General features: G+C 35.3%; 26 protein-coding genes. 11 read left to right on the forward strand and 15 right to left on the reverse strand.

The features are described 5' to 3' along the window. Positions 1 to 281 precede the first annotated feature (281 nt). The 4 genes from KKI44_RS18970 to KKI44_RS18985 form a co-directional block, all read right to left on the reverse strand. Positions 282 to 1,946 carry a GLPGLI family protein gene (locus KKI44_RS18970; protein ID WP_214588729.1) on the reverse strand — a complete coding sequence of 555 codons (1,665 nt, stop codon included), beginning with the start codon at positions 1,944 to 1,946 and terminating at the stop codon, positions 282 to 284. Between the two features lie 127 nt (positions 1,947 to 2,073). Continuing rightward, the gene (locus KKI44_RS18975) at positions 2,074 to 3,108 is read right to left on the reverse strand and encodes an IS110 family transposase (protein WP_214588730.1); all 1,035 of its coding nucleotides are present in this window, start codon (positions 3,106 to 3,108) and stop codon (positions 2,074 to 2,076) included. Between the two features lie 603 nt (positions 3,109 to 3,711). Next, the gene (locus tag KKI44_RS18980) at positions 3,712 to 4,917 is read right to left on the reverse strand and encodes an RsmB/NOP family class I SAM-dependent RNA methyltransferase (RefSeq protein WP_214588731.1); all 1,206 of its coding nucleotides are present in this window, start codon (positions 4,915 to 4,917) and stop codon (positions 3,712 to 3,714) included. A gap of 69 nt (positions 4,918 to 4,986) precedes the next feature. Then, positions 4,987 to 5,319, reverse strand: a complete 333-nt coding sequence (locus KKI44_RS18985) for a hypothetical protein (RefSeq protein WP_214588732.1) — start codon at positions 5,317 to 5,319, stop codon at positions 4,987 to 4,989. Positions 5,320 to 5,375: 56 nt separating this feature from the next. On the opposite strand from KKI44_RS18985, the gene KKI44_RS18990 reads away from it, so the two are divergent. Further along, the gene (locus KKI44_RS18990) at positions 5,376 to 5,720 is read left to right on the forward strand and encodes a zinc ribbon domain-containing protein YjdM (protein WP_076395707.1); all 345 of its coding nucleotides are present in this window, start codon (positions 5,376 to 5,378) and stop codon (positions 5,718 to 5,720) included. Positions 5,721 to 5,753: 33 nt separating this feature from the next. Next, complete coding sequence (locus tag KKI44_RS18995) at positions 5,754 to 6,173, forward strand: hypothetical protein (protein ID WP_214588733.1); 420 nt, start codon at positions 5,754 to 5,756, stop codon at positions 6,171 to 6,173. Positions 6,174 to 6,473: 300 nt separating this feature from the next. Here the strand turns inward: KKI44_RS18995 and KKI44_RS19000 are convergent, their stop codons facing one another. Then, a complete protein-coding gene (locus KKI44_RS19000; RefSeq protein ID WP_214588734.1) occupies positions 6,474 to 7,409 on the reverse strand; it encodes a sulfate/molybdate ABC transporter ATP-binding protein in 936 nt (311 codons plus the stop codon). An 85-nt stretch (positions 7,410 to 7,494) separates the two neighbouring features. Between KKI44_RS19000 and KKI44_RS19005 the strand changes: the two genes are divergently transcribed. The 4 genes from KKI44_RS19005 (at position 7,495) to KKI44_RS19020 (ending at position 11,830) form a co-directional block, all read left to right on the forward strand. Further along, the gene (locus tag KKI44_RS19005) at positions 7,495 to 8,154 is read left to right on the forward strand and encodes a YceI family protein (protein WP_214588735.1); all 660 of its coding nucleotides are present in this window, start codon (positions 7,495 to 7,497) and stop codon (positions 8,152 to 8,154) included. Positions 8,155 to 8,283: 129 nt separating this feature from the next. Next, a complete protein-coding gene (gene pheS / locus KKI44_RS19010) occupies positions 8,284 to 9,294 on the forward strand; it encodes a phenylalanine--tRNA ligase subunit alpha (RefSeq protein ID WP_214588736.1) in 1,011 nt (336 codons plus the stop codon). 176 nt (positions 9,295 to 9,470) lie between these two features. Further along, on the forward strand, positions 9,471 to 11,189 hold the full coding sequence (locus KKI44_RS19015) for a sensor histidine kinase (RefSeq protein WP_214588737.1): 1,719 nt from the start codon (positions 9,471 to 9,473) through the stop codon (positions 11,187 to 11,189). Then, positions 11,186 to 11,830 carry a response regulator transcription factor gene (locus KKI44_RS19020; RefSeq protein WP_214588738.1) on the forward strand — a complete coding sequence of 215 codons (645 nt, stop codon included), beginning with the start codon at positions 11,186 to 11,188 and terminating at the stop codon, positions 11,828 to 11,830. The genes KKI44_RS19015 and KKI44_RS19020 overlap by 4 nt, the downstream gene beginning before the upstream one ends. Before the next feature lie 512 nt (positions 11,831 to 12,342). On the opposite strand, the gene KKI44_RS19025 is transcribed toward KKI44_RS19020, so the two are convergent. Further along, positions 12,343 to 14,766, reverse strand: a complete 2,424-nt coding sequence (locus KKI44_RS19025; protein WP_214588739.1) for a DUF5916 domain-containing protein — start codon at positions 14,764 to 14,766, stop codon at positions 12,343 to 12,345. A gap of 116 nt (positions 14,767 to 14,882) precedes the next feature. Next, entirely contained in the window at positions 14,883 to 15,653 is a 771-nt protein-coding gene (locus tag KKI44_RS19030) for a DUF3108 domain-containing protein (RefSeq protein ID WP_214588740.1), read from the reverse strand. Positions 15,654 to 15,809: 156 nt separating this feature from the next. Here KKI44_RS19030 and KKI44_RS19035 point away from each other — a divergent pair, with 156 nt between their 5' ends. Together KKI44_RS19035 and KKI44_RS19040 are read left to right on the forward strand one after the other, a co-directional pair. Next, entirely contained in the window at positions 15,810 to 16,865 is a 1,056-nt protein-coding gene (locus tag KKI44_RS19035) for an NAD(P)/FAD-dependent oxidoreductase (RefSeq protein ID WP_087707623.1), read from the forward strand. 63 nt (positions 16,866 to 16,928) lie between these two features. Then, positions 16,929 to 17,258: a 2Fe-2S iron-sulfur cluster-binding protein gene (locus KKI44_RS19040; protein ID WP_087707626.1), complete on the forward strand. Its 330-nt coding sequence runs from the start codon at positions 16,929 to 16,931 to the stop codon at positions 17,256 to 17,258. A gap of 61 nt (positions 17,259 to 17,319) precedes the next feature. On the opposite strand, the gene KKI44_RS19045 is transcribed toward KKI44_RS19040, so the two are convergent. The 8 genes from KKI44_RS19045 to KKI44_RS19080 form a co-directional block, all read right to left on the reverse strand. Continuing rightward, complete coding sequence (locus KKI44_RS19045; protein ID WP_214588741.1) at positions 17,320 to 19,470, reverse strand: prolyl oligopeptidase family serine peptidase; 2,151 nt, start codon at positions 19,468 to 19,470, stop codon at positions 17,320 to 17,322. Positions 19,471 to 19,514: 44 nt separating this feature from the next. Next, entirely contained in the window at positions 19,515 to 20,096 is a 582-nt protein-coding gene (locus tag KKI44_RS19050; protein ID WP_076395726.1) for a TIGR00730 family Rossman fold protein, read from the reverse strand. A gap of 23 nt (positions 20,097 to 20,119) precedes the next feature. Beyond that, positions 20,120 to 20,419, reverse strand: coding sequence for a type II toxin-antitoxin system RelE/ParE family toxin (locus tag KKI44_RS19055; RefSeq protein ID WP_214588742.1), 300 nt, complete (start codon positions 20,417 to 20,419; stop codon positions 20,120 to 20,122). After that, the gene (locus KKI44_RS19060) at positions 20,403 to 20,636 is read right to left on the reverse strand and encodes a hypothetical protein (protein ID WP_076395731.1); all 234 of its coding nucleotides are present in this window, start codon (positions 20,634 to 20,636) and stop codon (positions 20,403 to 20,405) included. The genes KKI44_RS19055 and KKI44_RS19060 overlap by 17 nt, the downstream gene beginning before the upstream one ends. A 116-nt stretch (positions 20,637 to 20,752) precedes the next feature. Then, positions 20,753 to 22,198, reverse strand: a complete 1,446-nt coding sequence (locus KKI44_RS19065; protein ID WP_214588743.1) for an aminoacyl-histidine dipeptidase — start codon at positions 22,196 to 22,198, stop codon at positions 20,753 to 20,755. Positions 22,199 to 22,281: 83 nt separating this feature from the next. Next, positions 22,282 to 22,773, reverse strand: coding sequence for a hypothetical protein (locus KKI44_RS19070; RefSeq protein WP_214588744.1), 492 nt, complete (start codon positions 22,771 to 22,773; stop codon positions 22,282 to 22,284). 94 nt (positions 22,774 to 22,867) lie between these two features. Further along, a complete protein-coding gene (locus KKI44_RS19075; RefSeq protein ID WP_214588745.1) occupies positions 22,868 to 23,326 on the reverse strand; it encodes a hypothetical protein in 459 nt (152 codons plus the stop codon). A 27-nt stretch (positions 23,327 to 23,353) separates the two neighbouring features. Then, positions 23,354 to 23,959: a hypothetical protein gene (locus KKI44_RS19080; RefSeq protein ID WP_214588746.1), complete on the reverse strand. Its 606-nt coding sequence runs from the start codon at positions 23,957 to 23,959 to the stop codon at positions 23,354 to 23,356. A gap of 176 nt (positions 23,960 to 24,135) precedes the next feature. Here KKI44_RS19080 and recR point away from each other — a divergent pair, with 176 nt between their 5' ends. From recR to KKI44_RS19095, 3 genes are read left to right on the forward strand one after another with little or no spacing between them, the layout of a single operon-like run. Beyond that, the gene (gene recR, locus KKI44_RS19085; protein WP_214588747.1) at positions 24,136 to 24,750 is read left to right on the forward strand and encodes a recombination mediator RecR; all 615 of its coding nucleotides are present in this window, start codon (positions 24,136 to 24,138) and stop codon (positions 24,748 to 24,750) included. 14 nt (positions 24,751 to 24,764) lie between these two features. Further along, positions 24,765 to 25,919: a hypothetical protein gene (locus tag KKI44_RS19090; RefSeq protein WP_214588748.1), complete on the forward strand. Its 1,155-nt coding sequence runs from the start codon at positions 24,765 to 24,767 to the stop codon at positions 25,917 to 25,919. Beyond that, positions 25,920 to 26,729 (forward strand): glycosyltransferase family 2 protein, encoded by an 810-nt coding sequence (locus tag KKI44_RS19095; RefSeq protein ID WP_214588749.1) that lies wholly within the window; start codon positions 25,920 to 25,922, stop codon positions 26,727 to 26,729. Positions 26,730 to 26,740 lie beyond the last annotated feature (11 nt).

Genomic DNA, 26,740 nt, shown 5'->3' on the forward strand with positions numbered 1-26,740 from the left:
TAAAAATAACAACAAAAATTTTAAATAAGTTAATAATTTTAATTAATTAGTTTGAAATGAAGTAAAAATTTAATTATTTTAAATGTAAAATAAGATTTTAGTTGATTTTTTTAACTCACATACCCGATTTATTCATTACATACGAAATTATTATGAGATATTTCTTAATGTATGATAATTTATTCTACAAATTTTAGCCCTTACTTTGTGGCTCGAAATAATTTTTTTTCATCATTTGTGTTTTTACCTTCTTGCAATTCAGTTTGCGAGAAGGTTTTGTTTTATTGAGACCCTAACAGAACTCCTGAAACATTCCATGAACTGAAGCTTGTTCCCTCAGTCTGACCCTGCGGAATTTTCACCTGAATGGTATGTTTTCCGGCTTTTAAATCTCCAAGTTGTATAAAGTTGGGGTTGGTAACTGTTCCGGGGCACCAGTTTGATCTGCTGAGATCGGATGATGAAAGCCCGTCCGGAAAATTTCCTGAAGCCGGATTATAAAGACGATAAGATCCGCAGTCGGTTCTCCATGGCACAAAAGAATAGGTCATTTTTCCGTCTAAAAAGATCGAGTTGGCTTTGGGTACAAATTCATCGCCGTTTTCCCAGCCTCCATGACCGGTTGTTGTATATTTCAACTGGGCATTTTTCAAATCCTTTTTTAAAGTAAACTCTACAAACAGTCCTTTATCATTATTAAACATGGTAGAATAGTCCTGTCCTGCTATTTCCATAATGTTCAGAGTGTTGAATAAAGGAATAACCGTATTGTTTTTATAGATTGTCTGATCGCTTTTGTGAATGGTGATTTCCAGACTTACTTTATGACCGCCTTTATCGTAATTTCCAATGAATGTTCCGATCCATAATTCCTTTTCAGAAAGAGAAGGTTTAAGGTCTGTAATATCTTCACGATACGGACTGATCGTTTGCCAGTTTTTATCTTTTAACTGAATATGATTGAATTTATTGATTCCGAAAGCCGTGAAAAATCTCATCATTTCTACCGCGGGATTGTAATTTTCCGTTGCTGTAATTCCGTAATACTGTTTTCCGTTTCCGTTTTCATACACAGGAAGTGTCTTTACGCCTTTTTCCAGTCCGTCGAAAAACGACTGAGATTTGTCCTGCGGTACAAAAAATACGGTTCCGGTTCTATCGTAAGCATCGCCGTTGGATTGCTGTTTTAATTCAACGAAAATATTTTCGCCATCAGAAATTTTCGGAAACTTAATTTTTTTCATAATAATGGTTCCGTTGGCGAATCTTTTTATGTTTTCGTCAGATTTAGATTCATCTGAAAAATTAATGGTTTCATGATCAAAAACTTTAAGGGTAGTGAATCTGCTTTTCCACAAAAGATCTCTGTAACCTAACGGATCGGTTGAATTAATCGATCCTTTCAGAATAGCATCAATGTCAGTTTTCTTAACTTTTTTAATAGATTGAGCGGTAATCAGTGAGTTTTTATTTCTTTCAATTTCTAGAACAAATCCCAGATTTTGCCCGATTACAGAAGGTCCTCCCTGAATTTTCAGATCATTCGTATACCAGACTTCAATGGTATTGGAATTGATTTTGGTAACTGCTTTTTTGCAGGTGTAGCCTAAAATTTTCTTGGTTTCATTGGTAAATTCAAAAGTCTGTTTTGCCACAGACTCTTTATCTGAAGTTGAAATAATTTCGTCAGATTTTAAAAACGCATAAGAAATTACTGTATTCGAAGGTTTTTCAATTTTCGTAATTTCGAAAGGGAAATCTGCTTTTTGTTCTCTGATTTTGTTATTCAGGATAAAATTTTCCTTTTCATTTGCCCAAACTAAAGTGGGAGGCTGTTCCGTTAAAACTTTCCCATTGGATGAACTGAGGTACTGTACTTCGTACGTCTGTGCGAAAGATAAACAGCATAAAAAAGTAAAGAAACTTACTAAAATTCTTAGATGCATAATTTGAAATGGTTTTAGCAAAGATAATTCTTTAAAAATTCATATTTTAACCACAAAAGCTACAAAAAATTAGCAGAATTATTATTTAACCTTAGTTCGTGATAAGTCTTCTTAACCGCAAGGATTTCTATGTTAATAAGCAAGTAAAATCTGAATTTTTTGTTGATAAAAATTCTTTCTGTGACAAATAAGGCTGTTGTCTTTTGATGACAGCCATTATTCTGTGCACCAATTTGTTTCTTATTGCGTTTAGTACGCTCATTTTATTTTTGCCCAGCTCTACTTTTCTCACAAAATAAGCTTTGAGTTCCTTATCTGCTCTGATGGTTGCCATGGCTGATAAATGAAGTAATTTTTCCAGCTTTTGGTTTGCCATTTTTGAGATTCGTTCTTTCTTTACAATCGTTCCGGATTGATTTTTAAATGGAACGACTCCCGCATAACATGCCAAATGTTTTGCGTTTTCAAAATTCTTAAAATTATCTGTAATAATGATAAAATTGATGGCGGTTTGCACCCCGATTCCGGGAATGGAAACCAGCAAATCTTTGTTGTTTTTTATTTCCCCCTCACTTTCGATCAGTGTGGAAAGTTGTTTCTCAATTTTCTTTATTTCTGATACAAGTGTTTTCAATATTTTGGAAAAAGATTGGCTTAATATCTTAAATTCGAACGGATCATGGCTTTTCGCTTCCCGTAATTGGTTTTCCAACGCGGTCTTTTGTACAAGCAGAGAATCTCTTGATTTGCTCAATACATTCATCTGCTTCACAACTTGGCAAGGTTCTTTATATCGAAGCGTCTTGTCGCGATAACGAACGGCATATTCTGCAATTCTTCGGGCATCTTTCCGGTCATCTTTTCCGCGCAGATCACTTGAGGCCTTCTTGATTTTTACGGGATGTTCAACCCAAAGCAAATAATCAGATTGTGTACAAAATAGTTCTAAGGGACGGTTATAAATTCCTGTATTTTCACAACAAATCATTAATTCTTCTTTTGTTATTTTCAATAACTCCATTATGTCTTTCAAAAAAGAAAATATCCTTTTCTCCGTATTAGGAATAATCATTTCGTAAAGAATATTGTATTCAAAATCCATCACAGCACAGTCTAATTTTGATTTGGAAACATCAATTCCAATAACGTACTTTTGTTTCATAACTTTTTAAGTTTGTCATTCACAATAAGAGTTGTATCTAAGCCCTTGATAATAGGTCCTTATCCTAAATTTCTATTATGATCTTGCTCTTATAAGAAACAGGGTTCATAATCATTGCATAGGTCTTATTCCCTTTTAAACAAACTGGTTCACCCTGTTTCTTGTGAATGCGTTTAGTTCTTAAATTTATTGTTTTACAAACTAAAGGTTAAACAAAGAGATTCAATTATCAAAAATTCAGCTTTTAAGATATACAAAGGCGTAAAACTTATCAAAGTAATACCACTTTTGTCTTTTTTAAATAAACGAAGTGCCTTTGTTTAGCTTACAAACTTTCAATAAGTGAAAAAATCTCTTGTTTTTCTCTGTGATAAATTAATATGATGCTATAAACCAATTATTTAAATTCATTTCTTATCCCGAACTGAAGTTGTTTAAGTTACTTAACAGAGATGAAAAAGGCCACAAAAGTTTTTAAACATTTTTGATTTTTATTCTTTTGAGAACCTTAAAAATCGCTTTACAATTGTCTTTTGTAATAAAGAGTATAACAAAAAACTACCCTGAAAAGAGTAGTTTTGTTCATTATATAAAGAATGTTTTTTAAGAAACCCTTTCAATTAAAGCCATATAAAACCCGTCATAGCCTTCACTTGGCATTACTTTTTCGTCTTTAATCATTTTAAAGTTCGGATTGTTTCTGATGAATTCATCAACCTGCAAATTATTTTCAGAAGGTAGAATAGAACACGTTGCATACACCATTTTTCCGCCTTTTTTAAGCATTTTAGAATAATCCTGAAGAATCTGCTGCTGTTCAATTTTAATTCTGTCGATAAAAGCCTGATCTATTTTCCATTTGCTGTCCGGATTTCTTTTTAAAACGCCCAAACCAGAACATGGAGCATCGATCAATAATCGGTCTGCTTTTTCATGAAGCCTTTTGATTACTTTATTATCAGAAATCATGCGGGTTTCAATGTTGTGCGCTCCGGCTCTTTTTGCACGTCTTTTCAGTTCGGCAAGTTTCCAGTCGAAAATATCCAGCGCGATGATCTGTCCTTTATTCTGCATTAAAGCGGCTAAGTGAAGCGTTTTTCCTCCTGCACCTGCACAAGCATCAACAACTCTCTGCCCTTCCTTTACATCAAGGAAATACCCGATTTTTTGGGAAGAAGCATCCTGAACTTCAAATAGACCTTCTTTAAAAGCAGTAGTCAGGAAAACATTCTTTTTTTCCTCCAATTGTACTGCATCCGGATAATTTTTGATAGGATAAGAAACGATGTTTTCATCGGAAAGATCAGAAATAAGCTCTTTGGTTGTTGTTCTAAGGGAATTTGCTCTTAAAACCGTCGGAGCCTGCTCGTTTAAAGCATACATTTCTTTTTCCCACTTTTCGCCCAGTTCTTTTTCTAAAGTTTCGGCAAGCCATTCCGGAATAGAATGCTCGATTGCTTTTGTAGGAACGGTTCCTTTTTTCAGTTTGGTAAGAATGTCGGCGATTTTTATACCGTCGAATTCTTCAAATTTCTTATAATTGGTTTTGCTCCAAAGAAGATAAGCAATAATTAATTTATAAATATTGTTGGGCTTTACACCTTCCCCCATATAATATTCAAGGCGTTTTTTCCAACGGATGATGTTATAGAAAATCTCAGAAACCACTGCTCTGTCCTGGCTTCCCCATTTTTTATTCGCTTTCAAAAGTCTTTCGATTACTTTATCGGCGTATTTATTTTTTTCGAAAAATGTTTCCTGCAAAGCATCGTGAATTCCGATTGCCAGGTTTCTGTGTATCAATTCCATAAAATTGGGTTCTGCTATTTTGAGTCTGCAAAAGTACGAATTTCTGCTGAGAATTTCTGTTTCAAAATTTTAGTCTGTGAATTCAAAATTTTGCTTTGGGCTTTCTCTGTGGTTAGAAAAATAGAAAAACAACTGAATAATAACCAATACAACGATCATCATAAGTTGCGAGTTGGCTGTATCCGATCTTTCTTTGTTGATTTTCTGATATTTGTAGATCTGGGATTTTGAATATTCTTTAGATTCATTCAGATTCTGAAAACGGTCGACTTGGGAAATTTCTTCATCAACGAATGTCATTGTGTAATTAGGAATTAAGTCAACCTCATTAAATATCTGAGCAAATAACCTGAAAAACAGGACTAAAGAAATAAAAATCAAAAATCTACGGATATATCTCATGTTATTAAATTTTAACTGAATATATTAAAAAATTAACTTTGCAAAAAATTAAAAATATGAGTGATACAGTACTTTGTCCAAAATGCAGCTCCGAGTTTACTTATCCGAGCGATAATATGATGGTTTGTTCCCAGTGTTTTTACGAATGGAATCCCGAAGAAGAAAGCGCAGATGCATCAAATTCAGGAAAAATCTTAGATTCTAACGGTAACGAACTTCAGGATGGAGATTCTGTGGTGGTTATTAAAGATCTTCCGGTAAAAGGTGCTCCAAAACCTGTAAAAGCAGGAACAAAAGTTAAAAATATCCGTCTGAGACCGGACAGCGATCATAATATCGATTGTAAAATCGATGGTTTCGGTTCTATGGCACTGAAGTCTGAATTTGTGAAAAAGGCTTAATTTTTAACAAATTTCAGCATTTAAATTTTTGTAATGCAGAACATTTTAAGGAATATTGCTGCAAGTGTCATAGGATTTATTTTATCGTGCATTGCTTTCCTTATGTTTTTTAAAATAGAAGGTCAAGGTGGTGTTCTGGCATTGGTTTTTATATTTTTACTGTATGTTATCTTACTAATATATAGTCTGGTTACAGAAAATGTTTTGTTTTTTCTATATAAAGGTAATTCCGAAAATGCTTTTGGGGTTACTTTTTCTATGCTTTTTATTTTTTCTGTTTTTTATTGTGTCTATTCAGAAGATTATGAACAAGTATTAAATGCTGTTTCGTTATCTATATTCTTTATACTTCAAATTGGAGGATTTTTTCTATCAGAAGAGGAAAATAAAGCAATAAAAAAAAGGAAAGAATTGGACAGGGTAATCTTTCAAGAGACTGCATTGTTTGCCTAGAATAAACGGATTTCGTCTCAGGAGGCAGAAAGAGAATTAACCAAAAATTTCCTTATGCTGTTGATATACAAATGTAAGAAAAAGTTTTAAACCTGATTCTTATGTTTGTATTTTTTTTATACACAAATTCACAGTAAGTGTGATTGTTACATTTTTTTCAGGAGCTTTTTCCAGCTTTCGCTACTCGCTTTTTCTTAGTTTCGGCGGCTGCGGAGCAGCCGCGAAACTAAGAAAAGAGCTCAGACACGCCGCTTAATCTGGGCTATGATATTCAGCTTCGTTAGAAATATTCGTCAGAATTTAGCCAAATGAAACAGCGATAGTTCCGCTAAGTTTTTCATCAGAATACAGAATGATTTCTTTATTTTTTGCCCTTACTTTATTCCAGTAATGATTTCCTGCGAAACGGCTCTCCAGAACTTCGGCTTCAAAACCGTTTTCAGAGATTTTTATTTCTTTCGGATAATAAGAAAATTTTGAAATCTGAAAATCCTGCATCTCACTTTCACTGAAAATATTCACTTTCCCGAAAAGTTTGGCAACGTAAGAATTATAAGGATTTTTAAAAGCTGCTTCCGGATTTCCTTTCTGTACAATTTTTCCATTTTGCAATACGATAATTTCATCGAGCCACGGAATAATATCCTGAAGTTCGTGTGTTGAAATCACCAGAGAAATGTTATTCTGTTTTACATACCGGAAAAGCTTTTCCCTTAGTTCAATCTTTCTCGGAAAATCCAGATTACTGAAAGGTTCATCAAGGATCAGAAGTTTCGGAAGTACAGAAAGCGCTCTTGCAATGGCAACTCTTTGCTGTTGTCCTCCACTCAGATATTTAGGTAAAATGGGGGCGAACTCTTCTAAACCGACAACTTCCAGAAGTTCAGAAACCGTTTCTTTCTTTTTTGCCAGATTAATATTGGAAATAAATTTTCCTACATTTTCGGCAACCGTTGCATAAGGCATCAGATCAAAATTCTGGGCAACGAATTTCATTTCGGCTTCTCCCGGAACCAGATTTCCTTTCGGTCCCAGTAATTTTTTACCGTCAAAAATAATATCACCGCTTTCCCAGTCCAGCAAACCATAAATCAGGCTTAGCAAAGTAGATTTCCCGCACCCGCTTTCTCCGGCAAGCGCAATGATTTTACCTTCCTCAAACGTAAGATTGAGGTTTTCAAACAAAGGTTTTTCTCTAGAATACGAAAAGTTTAAATGATTTATTTCTAATAGCATATTACAAAAGTAATGAATTGAAATGTTTTTAGGAAAGAACAATATTTTTTATTATTTTAGCAGGAGTAATAAAAATTTATAAATCATGAAAAAAAAGCTGTTTTCGTTGGTTATTCCTGCATTTTTTGCTCTAGCTGCGGTAGTTTCCTGCAAAAAGGAGAAGCCTCTTTCCAGCGATAGCAATGAAGTTGCAACAACCAAAGACGGAGCTGAATATGTTGTGGATACACTTAACAGTAAAGTAGAGTGGAAGGGATATAAAATTTTTAAATCGGAGAATACAAGCCATTTCGGAACCATTAAATTTGAAAGCGGCGATGTTACCGTAAAAGAAGGAAAGCTGGAAAGCGGAAAATTTGTTGCAGATATGGCTTCCTTAACTTCTGAAGATCTGAAAAACGATACCGAAAATCTGAACAAACTTAACGGACATCTGAAAAGCGGGGACTTTTTCGAGGTAGAAAAATTTCCGACGGCTTCGTATGAAATTACCAAAGTAACACCTTCTGCTGAAGGAGATTACAATACCTTGCTGGATGGGAATTTAACCATCAAAGGAATTACAAAACCGGTTCAGTTTAAAGCCAACGTTTCTGTGAAGGAAGGTCTGGTGAATATTGCTACCGAACCGAAAGACATAATGAGAGAAGAGTTTGGGGTGAAATTTCAGGCTCCTGCCGAAAATGGCGTGATAAAAGATGAGGTGACTCTTCAGATCAACGTGAAAGCTTTAGAAAAAAAATAATTTTTTTATTTAAGTGAAATAAGTGATTGAAGTCTGTCTCCCCAAAAGAGGCAGATTTTTTAACATTTTTAAGAAAATTATTCAACTGAAAAACCTTATTTTTGCAAAACATTTTGAAAGGGTAAAACAATGATAGAAAAGATAGAAGAATTACTCGTTGAGGTAAACAGCTTTAATGCTACATCTAAAGAGGAAATTGAAAACTTCCGAATCAAGTACAATGGTAAAAAAGGAATTCTGAATGATTTTTTTGAAAAATTCAAAGAAGTTCCCAACGACCAGAAGAAAGATTTCGGGCAGAAGATCAATACTCTGAAGCAGGCTGTTAACGTAAAACTGGAAGATTTAAAAAATGCTTCCGCATCTTCTATTATCGTAGAAAAAGAAGACCTTACAAGACCGGCGTTTCCTTTGGAGCTGGGATCAAGACACCCGATCAACTTAGTTAAAAACAGAATCATCGAGATTTTTAAATCTATCGGTTTTGCTGTGGCAGACGGTCCTGAAATCGAGGACGACTGGCATAACTTCACGGCACTTAATCTTCCGGAATATCATCCGGCGAGAGATATGCAGGATACTTTCTTCATCGAGCAGAACCCTGATATTTTATTAAGAACGCATACTTCTTCCGTACAGATCCGTTACATGGAACAGAATCAGCCGCCGATCAGGATTTTATCTCCGGGAAGAGTGTTCAGAAACGAAGCGGTTTCTTCGCGTTCCCACTGTATTTTCCACCAGATTGAAGGATTGTATATTGATGAAAATGTAAGCTTCGCAGATTTAAAGCAGACCATTCAGTTCTTTACAACTGAGCTTTTCGGAAAATCCAAGATCAGACTGAGACCTTCTTATTTCCCTTTTACGGAACCAAGTGCGGAAATTGATGTATATTGGGGATTAAACTCTGAAACAGATTACAGGATAACAAAAGGAACGGGATGGCTGGAAATCATGGGTTGCGGAATGGTAGATCCGGCGGTTTTGAAGAATGTAAACATTGATCCTGAGAAATATTCGGGATATGCTTTCGGGATGGGAATTGAAAGAATTGTAATGCTTCTTTATCAGATGAGCGACATCAGAATGTTTTTCGAAAATGATATCAGAACATTAGAGCAATTCAAAACTTTATAAATATTGAAGTTTTAAATAAATTTAAATCCTGTAAAAATTATATTTACAGGATTTTTTACTATTTTTATGCTAAACTTGTTTAAAATTTTCAAATTTAAATGATGATTTAAACGGTTAAGCAAAATTTCTTTGCAGTTAAAAAACAGCTAAACACACTTACTAATAACTTACACAAAATGTCCAAAAAATTATTGAACTTTAAAGCGAGAAAAATAATCCATTACTCATTGCTCGTTTGTATTCTGCTCATCCAGCTTCTTATTGCAGGATATTTCTATAATGAATTTATTTCAAGAAAAAATCTGGCTTTCTTTGAAAATCAGCTGAAAGAAGTTCATACACTGGAAAATCTTACGGATAATTCCCGAGGAGAGCTTCTGAATGCACAAAATTTCCTTCAAAAATACATGGTGAGCAATGATAATACTTATCTTAATTCATATTTCGCTTCCCTTAATAAACTGGGTAAAAATCTCGACAGCATCGGACATTACGAAAACAAATATCCTAAGCTTAAGAATGTTCTTACCTCAAACAGAAAAGATTCTATGGAGATTAAAAAACTGAAATCTCTGATAGATTCTACCTACGAATATTCAACAAAATCTAACTTTAAAGTCGAGAATAATCTTCCTAAACTCGAAAAATACAGTGTAAACTACGACTTTGATAAATTTAAGGTAGAAACAAAGACAATCTCTGATACGGTAAAGAAAAAAGGACTTTTCGGACGTTTGGGAGACGCTATTTCCGGAAAAGAAAATGTACGGAAAGAAAGTACGATTATCACGGTGAAACAGGGAAAAGAAGCCAGTCCTGCCAATATTAAAGCTGAATTCGACAGTATTTTTAATGAAGTAAACAATCATTATAAAGGAGAAATAAAGAAAATTCAGGTGAATGTCGTAAGAAACCAGAACAACAGCGGTAACTTCTATAAAATCTTTAATAATCTTATGGTGTATAGCAATGGACTGATGAACATTTATGATGTTGCCATTAAAGATTCGAAAGCCGAGCTTGAGAAAGAATATCAAAAGCAGAATTCCGAAAGCAACAGAATCCGAAAAAATCTCGTATTTGGGGCGATGATTCTGATGTTTATTGTTTCTGTATTAATCATGTTCTTAACCAGAATTGCCTTTATTTATGAGAAAAAGCTGAACGCTGCCAATAAACAGATCAGCGAAAACCTTAATTTCAAGAACAGAATTTTGGGAATGCTGAGTCACGAGCTGAGATCTCCGCTTAAAATCATAGGTTTGTTCATTAACCGGATTAATAAGAGAACGGAAGATGAAAAGGTGAAAGAATATCTGAAATCCATCAGTTTTACCAACGATTCTCTGCTGATGCAGGCAAACCAGATTTTGGAGTATACCAAAAATCAGGCGGTTGAAAATAAACTGATTCCGGTGAAATTTAATCTTAAAAGCGAGATCACTTCAATTCTTACTTCCATTGAGCCGTATATTGAAACCAGAAACAATAAATTCATTATTGATGAAAATATAAATCCGGATATCAATGTTTATTCTGATAATAAAAAGATCAATCAGATTTTCATGAATATTCTGGGAAATGCGAATAAGTTTACTGAAAACGGGCAGATAAAAGTCACCGCTAAAACGCAGCCTGTTGACGAAAATACAATATCTTTGATTACAGAAATCAGCGATACCGGTGTCGGAATTTCAAAATCCGATCTGGAAAAAATATTCGAACCTTATTATCAGGGAGTTCTGTCGGAAGACGTAGAAAATCTAGGTGCAGGCTTAGGATTGAGCTTATGTAAAGAAATTATTGGTTTATACGATGGAGATATCTCTGTTTCAAGCGAAGAAGGAAAAGGCACAACCGTACATTTTTCTGTTAATTTAAATATCAGTAAATGAGTGAACTAAATTCTGCATCTGTTAATGTTTTGCTTGCAGATGACCATAGCCTGATAAGACAGGGGATTGTTTTTCTGCTGGAAGACATGGACTGGGAATGCGAAATTTTTCAAGCTTCCAGTTTACAGCAGCTGATGAACTCTATACAGGAACATCCGATAGATATTGCCATTATAGATGCTCATTTTCCCGATGGAAACAGCATTACCATTGTACCGGAAATTAAAAAAATAAGTCCGAAAACCAAAGTGTTAATTTTCACAGGAATTGAAGAAAGCACCCATTCTCTGAAATTTTTGAATGCGGGAGCAGACGGATTTTTGAGCAAACTGAATGAGGAGGAAGAAATTTCTGAGGCCATAAAAAAAATGTACACTCACGGAAGCTATATTTCTGATGTTACACAGGCTTTGCTGAGAAACTCTATAAGTAACCCAACACTTATAAATCCTTTGCTGTCTCTTACGGAAAGAGAACTTCAGATTGCAGAGATGTACGCCGAAGGTCTTGGAAATCTCGAAATTGCCAATCGTCTTGATGTAAAACAAAATACAGTAAGTACAATTAAAAAAAGAATTTTCGATAAGCTTAACATCGAAAATATTGTAGAACTTATTGATCTCATGAAAAATCATTACTGATTTTTAGAGGTTATTATGATATAAAATTCATGAAATTATAATATTTCATGAATTTTTTTATTTAAAATGCCTGTTTATAAAGCTAAATATTGCTTTTTATATTCTGTAGATAAATATCTACAAGCTTAGCGATATATATCTAAATGATTTATTAGAATTATGTACCACAATGTGCCTACATTTGTATCAACAAAAACAACAATTATTAACCGGTAATTAAAATTGATTTTGATTCTGAAAACACAAATGATGAAAAAAAATTATTTCAGGATCAAATATCTTAAAGCACAAATGATAATACTTGTATCATTATTGCAGAGCAGCAATGCTCTGTGATAGATACTAAAAAAAGGTAGCAAAGGTTAGAAAGCAGCCTAAAAAAACACACACAATGAAAATCAAGCCTTCGAAATTTCGGAGGCTTGACGTTTTTAATTACTGACCTAAGAAACAAAACGTAATTAAAAACAAGATTCTATTGAAAATATACAACGGTTCTGTTAAATCAACGATTAACCTTTCTTCTTCGTCCAGTTTTTTATCCTATTATAATCCAGAAAGTACGTTAACTTTAGAGAAATATTATTTACAGTAGGTTCGCTGAAAAGCATATCATAGTTTTTCTTCACATTCAGCCTTGAAAATTCAAGATAATTGGAAGTGGCATTCCTGTATAATAATGTCAACTGGCTTCCCGGAGCAAACCACCACGAAAATCTTAAATCGACATTCCATGCATTGTAGGTTCCGTTTAAATTTTTATCAAAAGCATTGGTTTCTGCAAGACTTCCGTCCTGATTCAGCGTGTAAAATTGTTTGTAGGTAACATCCGAAAAATAATGTCTGAAAGTTAATGTAAGAGCCATTTTTTCATTAAAAGTATACTTTGAAGTCAGTGCATTTTCGTAGGTATTTCGCTGTCTTCTTCCGATGAAAATATCAGAGCTGTTTTTCCCTGCAAAACCTGTTTCATTATTGCTGAAGCTCGGATTAAAGCTCCAGTTTACATTAAATTTGTCTGAAAAACGGTAACGAAGTCCGAAATTGGTAAGAACCTGATTTCTGCCTTTTTCATCATACGCATAATAATCGAAACTGAAATTAAGCTGTAATTTCTTTCGGCTGTCGCTTTCAAACCAGATCCAGGAATCAAAATATTTAGGAACCTGAAGATGTCTCCCAAAAGTTCTCGGCTCGTAAATATCGTTTTGTGTAAAAGGTGTAAACTCTATTCCTCCTCCGAAAACCCTGAAATTTTTATCGGTAAAACTGTTATTGTTATTAAAAATCAGATTCTGAAAAATGAACGGTTCTAATCTGTGAAAATAATTCAGGTTGAAATTCAGATACATATTGTTGAACGTTTTCGTAGGCTGCAAAATTCTGTAACCGTACCACGCGTTGTAATTTCCGAAATTGGTTCTTGTAGAAAATCCTACATCGTTGATGTCCCAGTCTTTTGTAGTGACATTTCCGTTGATATTAAAACGGTTTTTCCCTGAAATTTTTGCAAAGCCAAGCTCACCTTTAGTCCCGAATTTCGTTTCACCATCCATCACCCAGCTTCCTTTTAAACTTCCGAAAGTATTGTAAGTATTTTTTTTGTTGTTGATGTCCCAGAGAATTCCCGTTGCATTCGCATCGCGGAAATCTCCGTTTCGGGTAACATTAGTATTTACCAAAGAGACAGAAGAATTCCCGTTAAATCGCTGGTCAAAAACCAGAACATTGTAATTCGTCCACGGTTCTACCACCTCTCTTCTCACTTCTCCGGTTTCATGGTTTAAAATCGTAGCTTCCATTTTTTGTGTTATCCCATTAAAAAAGCCGATTCCCAATCCTTTTTTTGTTCTTCCCGAAATTTTAAAAGCATTGAATAATTTTACTTTTGAAGGATATTCCGTTACTTCTTCATTGTCATTGGTTGTCGGATATCTAGAAGGCTGTCCGCCGACTCTTCTTGAATAAAACATTCCGCCTTTACTGAATAGTTCGGTTCCTTCGGTAAAGAACGTTCTCTGCTCGGAAAACTGTTGTTCAAATGGCGTTAAATTCAGAATTGAATTATCAAAATTTGCCTGTCCGAAATCAGGAATCAAAGTCATATCGAATGTAAAGGCGTCATTAATCCCATATTTCACATCCATTCCGCCGTTAACATTGGCGGTAGTTTTTCCATCGAAGCTGTTCACATATGTTGAAAAATAAGGCGTAAAAGACAATCGGGTAGGAGGATTGATATTTTCGATTCCCTTTAAAACACCATCAAACAAAGTATAAGAATTTTTAGCATTATCCACAAAATTCCAGTCATACGAAGCTTTAATCCTCTGAATTCTTCGGAACATATTCATTCCCCATTCCTGCACATTACTTTTCGGAAATCTCAGTTCAGAATAAGGGATTTTCATTTCTACAGCCCATCCTTTTTCGTTAATTTTTGCGCTGCTGTACCAGATAGAATTCCATGTAGAATCTTCACCGTCTGTTGTTATTTTTGCATCAAACTGAACTCCGGCAGCGGTTACCATAAATTCCAGACTCTGCTGCTTATCATTATAGCCGTTTAAAGTAACACCGAAAAAATCATCATTTCCTACACCGTCTCTTTCCGTGAGTTCTTTCGCAATTTTATGGGGAGTAGGATCGTACATCTGTGCTCCGAAGTAAATTCCTGTATCATCATATAAAATTCTTACCTCCGTTCTCACAGAATCTGCCTGAAGTTTTCCGTTGTTGGGCTGTCTTTCTATAAAACCTGTAGCAACAGGAGCGTTCCGCCATTCTGCATCATCCAGAATTCCGTCAATTTTGGGCGATGATGAAGTTTTTGTGATGACTATGTTTTTTCTGACAATCTGTACATCTTCCTTTTTCTGAGAATAGGTGAATAGAGAAGATAAAATAAGGCAAATTGTCAGTATATGAGTTTTCATATTTCAGTTCTTAATGTTTTAAAGAAGACAACCGAAATCTGAGATGTATTACATGACAAAATGAAAAAGTGTCTGCAAATTTTGCAGACACTTTATTTCTAATGAGTTACCATATTTTAATTTGTGAACTTTAGGGGATATTTTACATTTTTATATCCGTCGATACTTGCTTTTAAGGATCCGACTGCCAATTCAGCTTTCAATAAAATAGGAATGTGGTTGGCGTCGTTGGAAACCCACATTGTTACTCCTTCTTTCTCTTTAAAAACCCTTCCGCTTTTCACAGACGGAATAATTTTTAAACAGTTAATTGTCCCGAATTTGGTCTCCAGATTTTCAGTTCCCACTACTTTTAACTGAAAAGGAAACATTTCATCATCAATCCAGACATTCATGTTGATTACTGTTCCTGTTTTCAGTTCAGCGGCAGTTTTGCTTCTTAAGTAGTAGAAGCACGAAAGCATATCCTGAACTCCTTTTACAGATTTTATCACTTTCGATCCGTTTGCCGGCGTTTTCTTATCCGTTAAAACCAATGTATTGTTGTCGTGATTAAAAGTAGTTTCCAGATGTTGTCTGTAGCTTCCTTCCCGCACATTTCTTACGTAAAAGCTAGGAAGTTCAGTCTGCATATTGATGTAGCTTTCATAAAAATCTTCCACTTTAAAAAAAGCTCTTACCGCTCCCGTAGTCTGTCCTGTCCCTCTTACATGAAGGTGAGGAGCGCCTTTGAAAGTGGTTTTCTGTGCCGTAAGATTAGCGGTACCGGCATTCAGAAATCCGTAATGGATTCTCAGCGTAATAGACTCTCCGTCTGCAATATTATCAATCTGTCCAAATCCCAGAATGAATATAAATATCGAAATAATACTTAAAAATTTCTTCATAATTTAAATTTTACAAAAACATTGCCAAATTCAATAACTTAAAAATATAAAAGATATTTGACAAATCTCAGTTTTTTATTTAGACTGAATTAAATATGCTTCGCATTAAAATTAGTAAATTTGCGCTCACAAGTATAATTAAATTATCTTATAATTATGATAACGACGGATATATTGATCATAGGAGCCGGTCCCACAGGACTTTTTGCTGTATTTGAAGCAGGTTTATTAAAAATGAAGTGCCATATTATTGATGCACTTCCTCAACCGGGAGGACAGTTGGCTGAGCTTTATCCTAAAAAGCCTATTTTCGATATTCCGGGATACCCTTCTGTAAATGCAGGAGAACTTGTGGATAATTTGATGGAGCAGATCAAGCAGTTTCAGCCGGGATTCACTTTGGGAGAAACAGCGGTTTCTTACACAAAAGTGGATGATGAATGGTTTGAAGTAATTACGAACAAAGGAACGGTTCACAGAGCAAAAGCAATTGCCATTGCAGGAGGTTTGGGAACTTTCGAGCCAAGAAAACCTACCATTGAAAACGTAGCCGATTACGAAGAGAAAGGTCTTGAGTATTTCGTAAAAGAGCCTGAACATTTCAGAAATAAAAAAGTAGTAATCGCAGGAGGAGGAGATTCTGCGCTGGACTGGAGTATTTTCTTATCAAATGTGGCAAGTGAAGTAACTCTGATCCACAGAAGAAACGAATTCCGTGGCGCTTTGGATTCTGTAGAAAAAGTTCAGGATCTTAAAAATCAGGGTAAAATTAAATTAATAACTCCTGCAGAGGTTACAGCGATTAAAGGAGACGGAAAAGTAGAAGCGATCACGGTTGCTATTGACGGACAGGATCCTTACGATATTGAAACAGATTATTTTATTCCGTTATTCGGTTTAACACCAAAATTGGGAGAAATCGGAAACTGGGGACTGAATATCGAGAAAAATGCAATCGTTGTAAACAATGCTTTAGACTATCAGACGAACATCGACGGAATTTATGCGATCGGAGATATCAATACTTATCCGGGAAAATTAAAGCTGATTCTTTGCGGATTCCATGAAGCAACTTTAATGTGTCAGAGTGTTTACAACAGACTTAATCCGGGTAAAAAATTCGTTCTGAAATATACAACGGTAAGCGGAGTAGACGGATTCGACGGAAGCAGAAAAGAGGCTGAAAAGGCAGTTGTGAAAAAAATTGACTAATTTTGTTGTCTGTTGTTGAATATCAATTAGCATCAACAATCAACTATTAACGATCAACAAAAGATGAGCGATATTAATATAAAAATTACCGATAGGGAAGGCGTTACGCACGATGTTGTTGCACCAACGGATATGTCCATGAATCTGATGGAAATCATCCGTTCTTATGAACTGGCGGAAGAAGGAACCATCGGAGTTTGCGGAGGAATGGCAATGTGTGCTTCATGTCAGGTTTATGTGACCAACGATCCGGGACTGGACGAAATGGGAGCAGAAGAAGATGCGATGCTGGGTGAAGCTTTCCATGTACAGGAGAACAGCAGACTGGGTTGTCAGTTGCATATTGTTCCTGAAATGGAAGGTCTGGAAGTAGAGATTGCTCCTTATCCTTAGAAAGACTTTAACTTACCATAAAAAACCTCCCGAAGATTTTCTTCGGGAGGTTTTGTTTCTATTACTTTACAGGCTGAAATTTTGGATGCCCCACCTGCCATAAAGCAAACGAATAAATATCGGCATATTCTTTAAAAACAACGTCAAAATCACTGGTGAAATGTCCGTTTTCATAATTTACATACAGCAAAACAGGTTTTCCTGAACCGGAATGTTTTTGCAATATGGCTGCAAATTTTCCGGGTTCCCAAGGTTCAACTCTTGAGTCATTCATTCCGGTGCGGATAATTACAGCGGGGTATTTTATTCCGGCTTTTACTTTACTCTGGGCATCCATTTCAAGGAGGTTTTTAGTGTCTTCTTCATCTTTTAAAGTTCCTATTTCCGGAATTTGATTAGGACCATTCGGTGTAATCTCAGAGCGGATGGCATTGGTCATTCCTACTTCTGCAATAGCAACGGCAAATAGATCAGGTCTTTCCGTAATGGCTCTTCCAATGAGTACTCCGCCCATACTTACACCATTCCCAATGAGTTTTGAAGATGAGGTGTATTTTTGGGAGATCAGATATTCAGAACATGCAATAAAATCTTTCCATGTATTCGGTTTTTTTCCTTTCATACCGTCTTTATGCCAGTTTTCCCCTTTTTCGCCTCCTCCTCTTACGTGCGCTATTGCCAATACGACACCCTGTTCCAACAGCACAGAAAGTCTTGTTGAGAAACGCGGCTCATATGAAAATCCATAACCGCCATAACCTGTAATGTAAGCCGGACTGCTGCCATCCATTTTTATATTTTTACGATAAATAATAGATAGCGGAACCATAACGCCGTCGTGGCTTTTTACTTCCACCTCTTTTACATTGTAAAGTGTGCTGTAATCCGGATATTTTGTTTCTGAATTAAGATATTTGCTTTTTACAATATTCTCTTTTTCAGGGTTGTATTCATAGGTCGTCAACGGAGTCAGCCAGTTAACATTGTTACAGTATATATTGTCGTTTTCTCTTTGGTTGAGAGATAATGAACTGTTAACCCCTGTCGGAAAATCAATTTTCTTTCCGGCAAGTGTATTGATATTTACCTGATATTTATCTCTTACAATACCATCTCCTAAAGAGTAATAAAGATAGTTTTTAGAATTATGAATACTTATGATTACTTTATCCTTGCTTTCCGCAACTACAGTTTTAGCTTTATCAGGGGCAGGATTGGATAAGCTTGTGAGAGTAATTTTATAATTGGGTGCATCTTTATGAGTCAGCAGAAATAATTTGTCGCCGGAAATAAATACATCAGTAATATCGTCTGATGGTTTTACGATTTGTTTCCAGTTTATTTTTTTATTTCTTAATTCAGAAAAAGGTGCAACAAATATCGGACTTTCAGATTTTACAGAACTTAATCTTAAAACAATATTTTTATAGTCATCGGTAAAATAAATTGAAGGAAATTGCTCTGTTAAAGCATTCAGCTCTGGATAATCTTCTCTGGATGCTAATACCTTGTCAGCTTTTGTGTCGGTTCCAATCACATGAAGCATCGCTTTCATGTCTTTTAGAAGCATATTACTGCTTGGATCTGCGGTACTCATTTTTGTATAAAGAATAGCTTTATCATCGGGTGTAAATTCAAAAGCAAATTCACTCCAGATAGGACCGATTTCATCCTTTAGAAATTTCTTTGTGGATAGATCAAAAATTCTTAAATCGCAGATTTCTCCGCCTGCTTTTGATAGTAAAATAGCAATTTTTCCCGCTTTGGAATCTAGTACAAAATTGGTGATTTGTGTATTTTTGCCAAGCGTTTCAGGATCAAAAATCAGCGATTCTTTTCCTGTTGCAAGATCTCTTGAATAAAGCTTAGAAAGGTTTTCGCTTTTTTTAGTCTTTGTGTAGAAATAGGTGTTTCCTCTTTGATAGATGACGTCGAAAGAATCACCGTTCATTTCCTGTACTTCTTTCATCCGTCTGTAAAGATCTTCACGGTTCGGAATTTTATCAATCACGGTATGGCTGAAATCAGACTGAGATTTGAACCATTTTTTCACTTCCGGATTTTTGATGTCTTCCAGCCATCTGTAATGATCTGTGATTTTTGTCCCAAAATAATCATCCACCACCACTTTTTCAGGAGTTGCAGGATAATTGTACTGTGCGGATATTATTTGACTTAAAAATAATCCTGCTGAAAGAAATATATTTTTCATGGTTGATTTTTTTTAGACAATTAAAAGTCTGTAATGTAAATATACTAAACTTCCTCCCTCGAAATCCATTTTCCAACATTCGGAGCCTGATAATTTTTCATCATTTCCAGTAATTCTTCAATATTTTCACAGATTAAAAGCATCTCACGGTTAATCTGCTTTAAAAATCCTTTTTCCACCATTGTTTCCACAAGTCTGATCAGATCGTCATAAAATCCGTTGATGTTTAAAATTCCAATCGGTTTTTTATGAAGTCCCAGTTGCGCCCAGGTTATCATTTCAAAAAATTCTTCCATTGTTCCGTAACCTCCCGGAAGAACAATAACGCCGTCGCAAAGTTCATTCATTTTGGTTTTTCGTTCATGCATGGTTTCCACCAGAATTAATTCTGTCAATTGTTTGTGAGCAATTTCTTTGGACTGTAAAAAGCGGGGAAGGACGCCGGTTACTTTTCCGCCTTCATTTAGTGCTCCGTCTGCAACAGCGCCCATTAAACCAACATCTGCGCCGCCGTAAATAAGCTGAATTTTTTGTTTTGCCAGAGTTTCACCAAGCAAAGCTGCCTGTTCTTTGTAAATAGATGCAGAACCGAAGCTGGATCCGCAGAATACGGTGATGCTTTTCATGATTAACAATTAAAAAAACTGAATTAAATTTTTCTTTTTTGAGGGGACTGTCTGTTTGAAAAGAATGATAAAATTTCCACGCTGCCATTGTTTACGCGGTAATACATGGTGTTAAATTCCAGAATAACCAGTTTGTGAATATTTTTGCTTTCGGATATGGGAAATATGAAAGGATTTTGAGATATAATTTCAATTAAACTTTCAATTTTTTGAACAAGCTTTTTAATTTCTTTATCCGTAAAATGAAGTTGAAGATATTCTATTGTCTGTTCTAATTCCTCTAAAGCATTTGGGGTCCAGAGAATATTATAACCATTTTCCATATAACTTTCTGGCTTCAGAATGAGATTTTAGTTCATTATTATCCGCTTCAGAAATTCCTTTTTCAATTGATTCTTTTTCTTCTTCCGAAATTAAACTCCACCAGTCTTTAGTCTCCTCTTTCCTGAATTGAATCAGTTTTTTGATAACAGAAGCATCCTCCAATGTTGACAGCCATTGAATTAATTCAAGTTTTTCATTGAGTGTCTGTGTGTTCATACTTTGGATTGTTTATTCAAATGTATAACTTTTTGATAACAATTGAGAAAGATTGGGAACAAAAAATATCCAAAATCAAAAAGACTTTGGATATTCAATATAGCAATTTTACAATTTTATTTCTGAGGAATGTTGGCTAAAATATCTTTCAGGAAACTCCAGAATTTCTGTGCCGAAGGAATATTTGCCTTTTCATCCGGAGAGTGTGCGCCGCGAATAGTCGGTCCGAAACTTACCATTTCCATTTCAGGATAATTGGCTCCAATGATTCCGCATTCCAGACCTGCGTGACAGGCTACAACGTGAGGTTTTTCAGTGAATTTCTCAACATAGATTTTTTCCATCAATTGAACGATTTCAGAACCCGGTTTTGGTTTCCATCCCGGATAAGAACCGCTGAAAACGGTATTCATTCCGGCAAGTTCAGCAACCGATTTTAACTGTTCAGCCACCGAATCTTTAGATGATTCTACAGATGATCTGGAAAGGTTTAAAATTTTTAATGCACCGTGTTTTAATTCAACTCTTGCGACGTTGTTGGAAGATTCTACCAGATCTTTTACATCCGGACTCATTCTGTACACTCCGTTATGAAGAGATTTCAATGTTAAAATAATCTTTCTGGAATCTGCTTCCGAAATCGCTTTCTCTGAAGTTGTAGTGTTTTCGATATTGATCTGAAGACCGGATTCAATGCTTGCAAACTCGTCTAAAATTTCTTTTTTAAGTCCGTTCGTCACTTCTTCGATAAATTCCTGAGCATTTCTTACGGAAGCAACAGCAACGGCTTCTCTCGGGATGGCATTTCTCAATCCGCCTCCGTCAATAGAAATCAGCTGAATGTTTTCTTTTTCCAAAGCCTTATAAAGAAGTCTTCCCAAAATAACATTTGCATTTCCGAAGCCTTTGTGAATATCCATTCCTGAATGCCCTCCTTGCAAACCTTTTACTTCAAATCTCACGATTTGTCCGTTTGCCGCTTCAGTTTCGTAGTTTTGGGAGATCGTTACATCAATTCCTCCGGCGCAGCCGATATCAATTTCATCGTCTTCTTCGGTATCAAGATTCAGAAGGATATCTCCGGTTAACTGTCCCGGTTTCAGACCTAAAGCTCCCGTCATTCCTGTTTCTTCATCAATGGTGAAAAGTGCTTCCAAAGCAGGATGCGGAATATCTGAACTTTCCAGAATAGACATGATTGTCGCTACTCCTAAACCATTGTCGGCTCCCAGAGTGGTTCCTTTTGCTTTTACCCAGTCTCCATCGATTTCCATTTTGATTCCTTCTGTTTCAAAATCAAAATTTACATCATTGTTTTTTTGACAAACCATATCCAGATGCGATTGCAGAACCACAGATTTACGGTTTTCCATTCCCGCTGTTGCCGGTTTTTTGATGATTACATTTCCTACTTCATCAACGCTGGTTTCCAGTCCTAAGTTTTCACCGAATTCTTTGATGAAAGCAATTACTTTTTCTTCTTTTTTTGAGGGTCTTGGAACCGCATTCAGTTTGGAGAAATTCTTCCAGATAATCTGCGGTTCTATGTGAGATAGCTCCATGAAATTTATTTTTATCAAAATTACGAAATAAAAAATGCTCCCGATCATTCAGAAGCATTCTTTTTATTGTTTCAGGCAGATTTTTAGCATCCGCATTCTCCGTAAACAGGTAGGGTGACAACCGTTCCGTCCGGTTTTTCAATCGTAAGAGTACCTTCAAAAAGCAAAGCTTCTTCACCTTTTATTTTTTTACCTTTTACTGAGATTTTGTATTCGTCACTTTCTATTTCTTTATTCAGCTCTTCATCTACTTCCATATCACTTGAAGAGATCAGGCTCATTGCCAGTCTTTTTCCGTCCAGCTTCATATAGGCTGTTTTTCCGGCATCATCTGCATAAATGTACTTTTCGTTTTCAAAATCCGACTTGCTTTTCGCAAAATAGCATGAACATTCCTTGATTTCTTTCGGAAAAGGAAATGTCTCAACGGTAATACCTGTTTTCTGAACATCTGTTTTTACAGAATCCTGAACTACCGTTACAGAATCTTTTTTTGCCGAATCGGAAACTGTTTCTTTATCTTTTTTACAGGCAACCAGAAGGAAAGCCGAAAAGAAAATGATTACATATTTCATCGTGTATTATTTAATTTAACCTAAAAATTTTCGAAACTTAAAGGTAAGGAAAATTTAATGTATTGATTTTTTGATAAAATTTAGCTTTTTAAAATCATTCATATCCCATTCCAAATTCATCAATTTTATTCAGAATGATATTGCTCCAGTCTGTTTCATCCGGTGAAATGATGATGGTTTTAAATCCGAATTTTTTTCCTTCCATTTCAACTCCTGCAGAATCATCAATATGAATATCAATGCCAAATTCCGGAGGAAATTTAGAAATATTTTTGCCTTTTCTTATCACTCTTCTGTCATGCATTTGCTGATTGATAACAACATCAACCGGAATACTGTAAGATAGAAACATGAGCTTAATTTTTAAGGTACTCCTGTAAGAAGTCGTATAAATATAAATTGTATGTTTTCTGTCTCTTAATGCTTTAAACAAGGCAACTGTTCCGGATCGAATGCTCTCGCATCCGATAATTTTAGCCCAAAAAGTCTCTTTTTCTAAAGGAAATCTATTGTTGGAAATAATGGTATCATCTAAATCAAAAGATATTTTCATAGATTGAAAACTGCGGAAATTCTGAGGCTATCCTCTCGCTCTTTCAAGCAGTGTCATCATAAGCAATGAAAGAATTACGAGACTTTCTTCTTCGTCATCAATATCAACCAGTCTGTCCAATTGAAATCTTCTTCCGAAGAAAGAAGGCATTTTTTTCAGTTTAAAGTACGCTTTTCCGTCCATTCCGGCTACGGTGTAAGAAGGGTTTAGGAAATATCCGGTAAACATACCGATCACAGGGATTTCGCTTACCATTCCGTCCAGAAACTTTGTCCATGCATTGTCTTCTGTGATGGTAAAGCGTTCTTTATCATTACTGTCCAGAATGTTATAAGTAGATTTCCAGAAAGAACGCATCCCTTTTCTCGCCAGTCTTCCGAAGCTTCTTCCGGTCGCTATTTCAGTTAAAGAATAGGAGGCATTGAAATCAAGCCACCGATCGGCTTTGATTCTGAAAAGTTCTTTAGACTTGCTTTCATCATTAAAAATGATAACGTCTTCTTTCAGTTTGAACATTTTCTGACGCACATAAGCGACGTAATTTCCGTTTTTGTCTGTAATATTGAAATCACTTGCCAGTGTAGAAATTTTGAATTTAAAATCCAGCGGATAGTTTAAATTGTTAAGAATCATTTAGTTTTATTTTCAAGTTATTATTTAGAGAACCAAATATAAGGTTTTTAATCTGAGCTCAGAAAACCGCAACGAAAAAAGGATGATTATTAAGAAGAATTAAAATTTATTTTTCAGATCCAAAACAAGAAATGAGCGGATGGTAAACTGTCAACAATTATCATTATTTTTGTTTTATGGATTACCCTAGTAAAGTTTTAGCGAAAGCAGTGGATGAAATTGCCGGATTGCCCGGTATCGGAAGAAAAACAGCTTTGCGTCTGGCGTTACATTTACTGAAACAGCCCAACTCCAGAGCGACGAGCCTTGGAAATTCCCTCATTAATCTCGTGAACGAAATAAAATACTGCAAAGAATGTCACAATTTTTCGGATTTTGAAATTTGTGAGATTTGCAGCAACGAGAAGCGAAATGACGAGGTCATCTGCATTGTGGAAGATGTACGCGATGTAATTGCTATTGAAAACACAGGAAAATATACAGGGAAATATCTAATTCTGGGGGGTAAAATTTCTCCGATGGAAGGAGTAGGACCCAATCAGCTAAACATTCCGAGTATCGAAAAAAAGCTGAATGACGGAAAGGTAAAGGAATTTATTTTTGCTTTAAGCGCAACGATGGAAGGGGATACCACAGCATATTATATTTACAAAAAGTTTAAAAATTTTAATGTGAATTTTTCCAGTATTGCGAGGGGAATTTCCGTAGGTGATGAGCTGGAATACGCAGATGAAATTTCTCTGGGAAGATCGATTATGAACAGGCTGCCTTATAATGAAGGAAATTCTTAAAACTAATATTCTTCATGGAAGCTGCATTTTCAAATATCCCAATATCAGAAAAACTGAAAACCTACAGTTTAGCCTGTATTTATCTTGCTGTAAATTCTCTTTTTATCATTAAATACGGAGAACAGTATAACATCCCGCTTTTGGCAGGATATCTTGTGGTATTTTTCGGATTGGGTTTCTTCTATCTAAAAGTTCATTTCAAAGAATTTTTTTATAAAACGGCTTTTTTCCTGGGAATATTTTTCTTCTTTCTCATTAGTATTTATTTAAATTATAAAGTGGATGGAAATACGCTGAATGTTGATCGCTGGTCGGCAATGGAAGTCGGGATAAAGGCTGTTTTCAGCGGACAGTATCCATACAATATTCCGGATCATATGGGAAGAGAATCTTCTAATCTGCCAGTTCTTATTGTGTTTGGGATGCCTTTTTACCTGCTTTTCGGAAGTGTAGGGTATCTGCAGTCTTTCTCTTTTCTGCTTTTTGCTTATTTAATTTTTAAAATTTTTAATAATTACAGGCATAGACTTGCGGTTTTGGTCCTGCTTTTCCTTTCGCCCAGTTATCTGTGGGAAATTTATGTTAAAAGTGATTTGTTTTCCAATTTTATCATCATTGCGGGGTTTGTTTATTTAATTTGGGAAAAATTCATCAAAGAGAAAAAGATCAATTCTGCGGTTGTATCGTTTCTATCCGCTTTAATTTTACTCACGAGGCTTTCCGCAGTTATTCCGCTGACTATTTTATTGTTTAAAAAGTTTGTTGATTTTTCAATAAAAGAAAAACTGCGCTTTACGGCTGTTTTTTTAGTTACAATGGCTGCAGTCTGCTATATTTTCTTTCATAATGCTCCGGATTTTAATGTTTTCCTGAAGCATAATCCTTTTGTTATTCAGGGAGGAAAACAGCCTTTGATATTAAGTATTTCTTATATTGCTTCAGGCTGTATACTTTCATTCAGGGTAAAATCTTTTTATGAAACTCTGTTTTGGTCAGGAATTTTACTGTTTATCTGTGTATTTGTTCCGTTTATCATGTTTTTTGCAGAATATGGCTATGAAAATATGATCGTTAATTCATATTTTGATATCAGTTTTTTCAATATGTCAATGCCGTTTGTAATGACCGCTTTAATTTTGGGTATTTTTAAAAATAATATAAAAGTATAGATGATTTCCGTAATTATTCCGATGTATAATGCTGCACAATCCATTGTTTCTGCTCTGGATTCTGTGAAAAATCAGACTTTTCCTCTGGAAAAATTTGAAATTATCATCGTGAATGACGGCTCCACAGACGAAAGCGCTGCTATAGCTGAAAATTACATGAAGGATAATCCGCAGCTTTCGATAACCTTGCTTCATCAGGAAAACGGCGGAGTATCAAGTGCAAGAAATACAGGACTGAAAGTAGCAAAAGGAGACTATATTGCTTTGCTGGATGCAGATGATGAGTGGGATGCTGCAAAAACCGAAAAACAGATACGATATTTTGAAAATAGTAAACTGAAAATAGATTTTCTTGCCACGGCGAGAAATAATAATAAAATCCTTTTTCCGTACCGTGTAAAAAATGGTCTTGCGGAAATTACCTTCAGAAAACTTCTGATAAGAAATGAGGCACAGCCTTCTACGGTAATGTTCCGGAGAAAAGTTCTGGAAAATACAGGTTATTTTGATGCCGAACAGCGATATGCGGAAGATGTAAACTACTGGATGAAGGTTTCCCTGAAAAATAAAATGTACATTCTGAATGAAAGTCTGGTTCTGGTAGGCAAAGGAAAAAGAAGTTTCGGGGTTTCGGGTTTGTCTGCAAATCTTCCCGAAATGGCAAAAGGTTTTAAAAAGAATCTGAAGGAAATGTATATTTTAAAAGAAATAAACTTTATTCAATATACCACATTTAAGCTGTTTTATAAAGCAAAATATTTACTTTTGTTGCTTAGGACTTTTTATTATAATTTAAACAGAAAAAAATAACATTTTCACAA

The organism is Chryseobacterium sp. ZHDP1 (genome assembly GCF_018603435.1).
Lineage (GTDB): Bacteria > Bacteroidota > Bacteroidia > Flavobacteriales > Weeksellaceae > Chryseobacterium > Chryseobacterium indicum.

Bases quoted from the DNA above. Each gene is read 5' to 3' on its own strand.
- KKI44_RS18970 (WP_214588729.1), bottom strand. From the start codon at position 1,946: ATGCATCTAAGAATTTTAGTAAGTTTCTTTACTTTTTTATGCTGTTTA.
- KKI44_RS18975 (WP_214588730.1), bottom strand. From the start codon at position 3,108: ATGAAACAAAAGTACGTTATTGGAATTGATGTTTCCAAATCAAAATTA.
- KKI44_RS18980 (WP_214588731.1), bottom strand. From the start codon at position 4,917: ATGGAATTGATACACAGAAACCTGGCAATCGGAATTCACGATGCTTTG.
- KKI44_RS18985 (WP_214588732.1), bottom strand. From the start codon at position 5,319: ATGAGATATATCCGTAGATTTTTGATTTTTATTTCTTTAGTCCTGTTT.
- KKI44_RS18990 (WP_076395707.1), top strand. From the start codon at position 5,376: ATGAGTGATACAGTACTTTGTCCAAAATGCAGCTCCGAGTTTACTTAT.
- KKI44_RS18995 (WP_214588733.1), top strand. From the start codon at position 5,754: ATGCAGAACATTTTAAGGAATATTGCTGCAAGTGTCATAGGATTTATT.
- KKI44_RS19000 (WP_214588734.1), bottom strand. From the start codon at position 7,409: ATGCTATTAGAAATAAATCATTTAAACTTTTCGTATTCTAGAGAAAAA.
- KKI44_RS19005 (WP_214588735.1), top strand. From the start codon at position 7,495: ATGAAAAAAAAGCTGTTTTCGTTGGTTATTCCTGCATTTTTTGCTCTA.
- pheS (WP_214588736.1), top strand. From the start codon at position 8,284: ATGATAGAAAAGATAGAAGAATTACTCGTTGAGGTAAACAGCTTTAAT.
- KKI44_RS19015 (WP_214588737.1), top strand. From the start codon at position 9,471: ATGTCCAAAAAATTATTGAACTTTAAAGCGAGAAAAATAATCCATTAC.
- KKI44_RS19020 (WP_214588738.1), top strand. From the start codon at position 11,186: ATGAGTGAACTAAATTCTGCATCTGTTAATGTTTTGCTTGCAGATGAC.
- KKI44_RS19025 (WP_214588739.1), bottom strand. From the start codon at position 14,766: ATGAAAACTCATATACTGACAATTTGCCTTATTTTATCTTCTCTATTC.
- KKI44_RS19030 (WP_214588740.1), bottom strand. From the start codon at position 15,653: ATGAAGAAATTTTTAAGTATTATTTCGATATTTATATTCATTCTGGGA.
- KKI44_RS19035 (WP_087707623.1), top strand. From the start codon at position 15,810: ATGATAACGACGGATATATTGATCATAGGAGCCGGTCCCACAGGACTT.
- KKI44_RS19040 (WP_087707626.1), top strand. From the start codon at position 16,929: ATGAGCGATATTAATATAAAAATTACCGATAGGGAAGGCGTTACGCAC.
- KKI44_RS19045 (WP_214588741.1), bottom strand. From the start codon at position 19,470: ATGAAAAATATATTTCTTTCAGCAGGATTATTTTTAAGTCAAATAATA.
- KKI44_RS19050 (WP_076395726.1), bottom strand. From the start codon at position 20,096: ATGAAAAGCATCACCGTATTCTGCGGATCCAGCTTCGGTTCTGCATCT.
- KKI44_RS19055 (WP_214588742.1), bottom strand. From the start codon at position 20,419: ATGGAAAATGGTTATAATATTCTCTGGACCCCAAATGCTTTAGAGGAA.
- KKI44_RS19060 (WP_076395731.1), bottom strand. From the start codon at position 20,636: ATGAACACACAGACACTCAATGAAAAACTTGAATTAATTCAATGGCTG.
- KKI44_RS19065 (WP_214588743.1), bottom strand. From the start codon at position 22,198: ATGGAGCTATCTCACATAGAACCGCAGATTATCTGGAAGAATTTCTCC.
- KKI44_RS19070 (WP_214588744.1), bottom strand. From the start codon at position 22,773: ATGAAATATGTAATCATTTTCTTTTCGGCTTTCCTTCTGGTTGCCTGT.
- KKI44_RS19075 (WP_214588745.1), bottom strand. From the start codon at position 23,326: ATGAAAATATCTTTTGATTTAGATGATACCATTATTTCCAACAATAGA.
- KKI44_RS19080 (WP_214588746.1), bottom strand. From the start codon at position 23,959: ATGATTCTTAACAATTTAAACTATCCGCTGGATTTTAAATTCAAAATT.
- recR (WP_214588747.1), top strand. From the start codon at position 24,136: ATGGATTACCCTAGTAAAGTTTTAGCGAAAGCAGTGGATGAAATTGCC.
- KKI44_RS19090 (WP_214588748.1), top strand. From the start codon at position 24,765: ATGGAAGCTGCATTTTCAAATATCCCAATATCAGAAAAACTGAAAACC.
- KKI44_RS19095 (WP_214588749.1), top strand. From the start codon at position 25,920: ATGATTTCCGTAATTATTCCGATGTATAATGCTGCACAATCCATTGTT.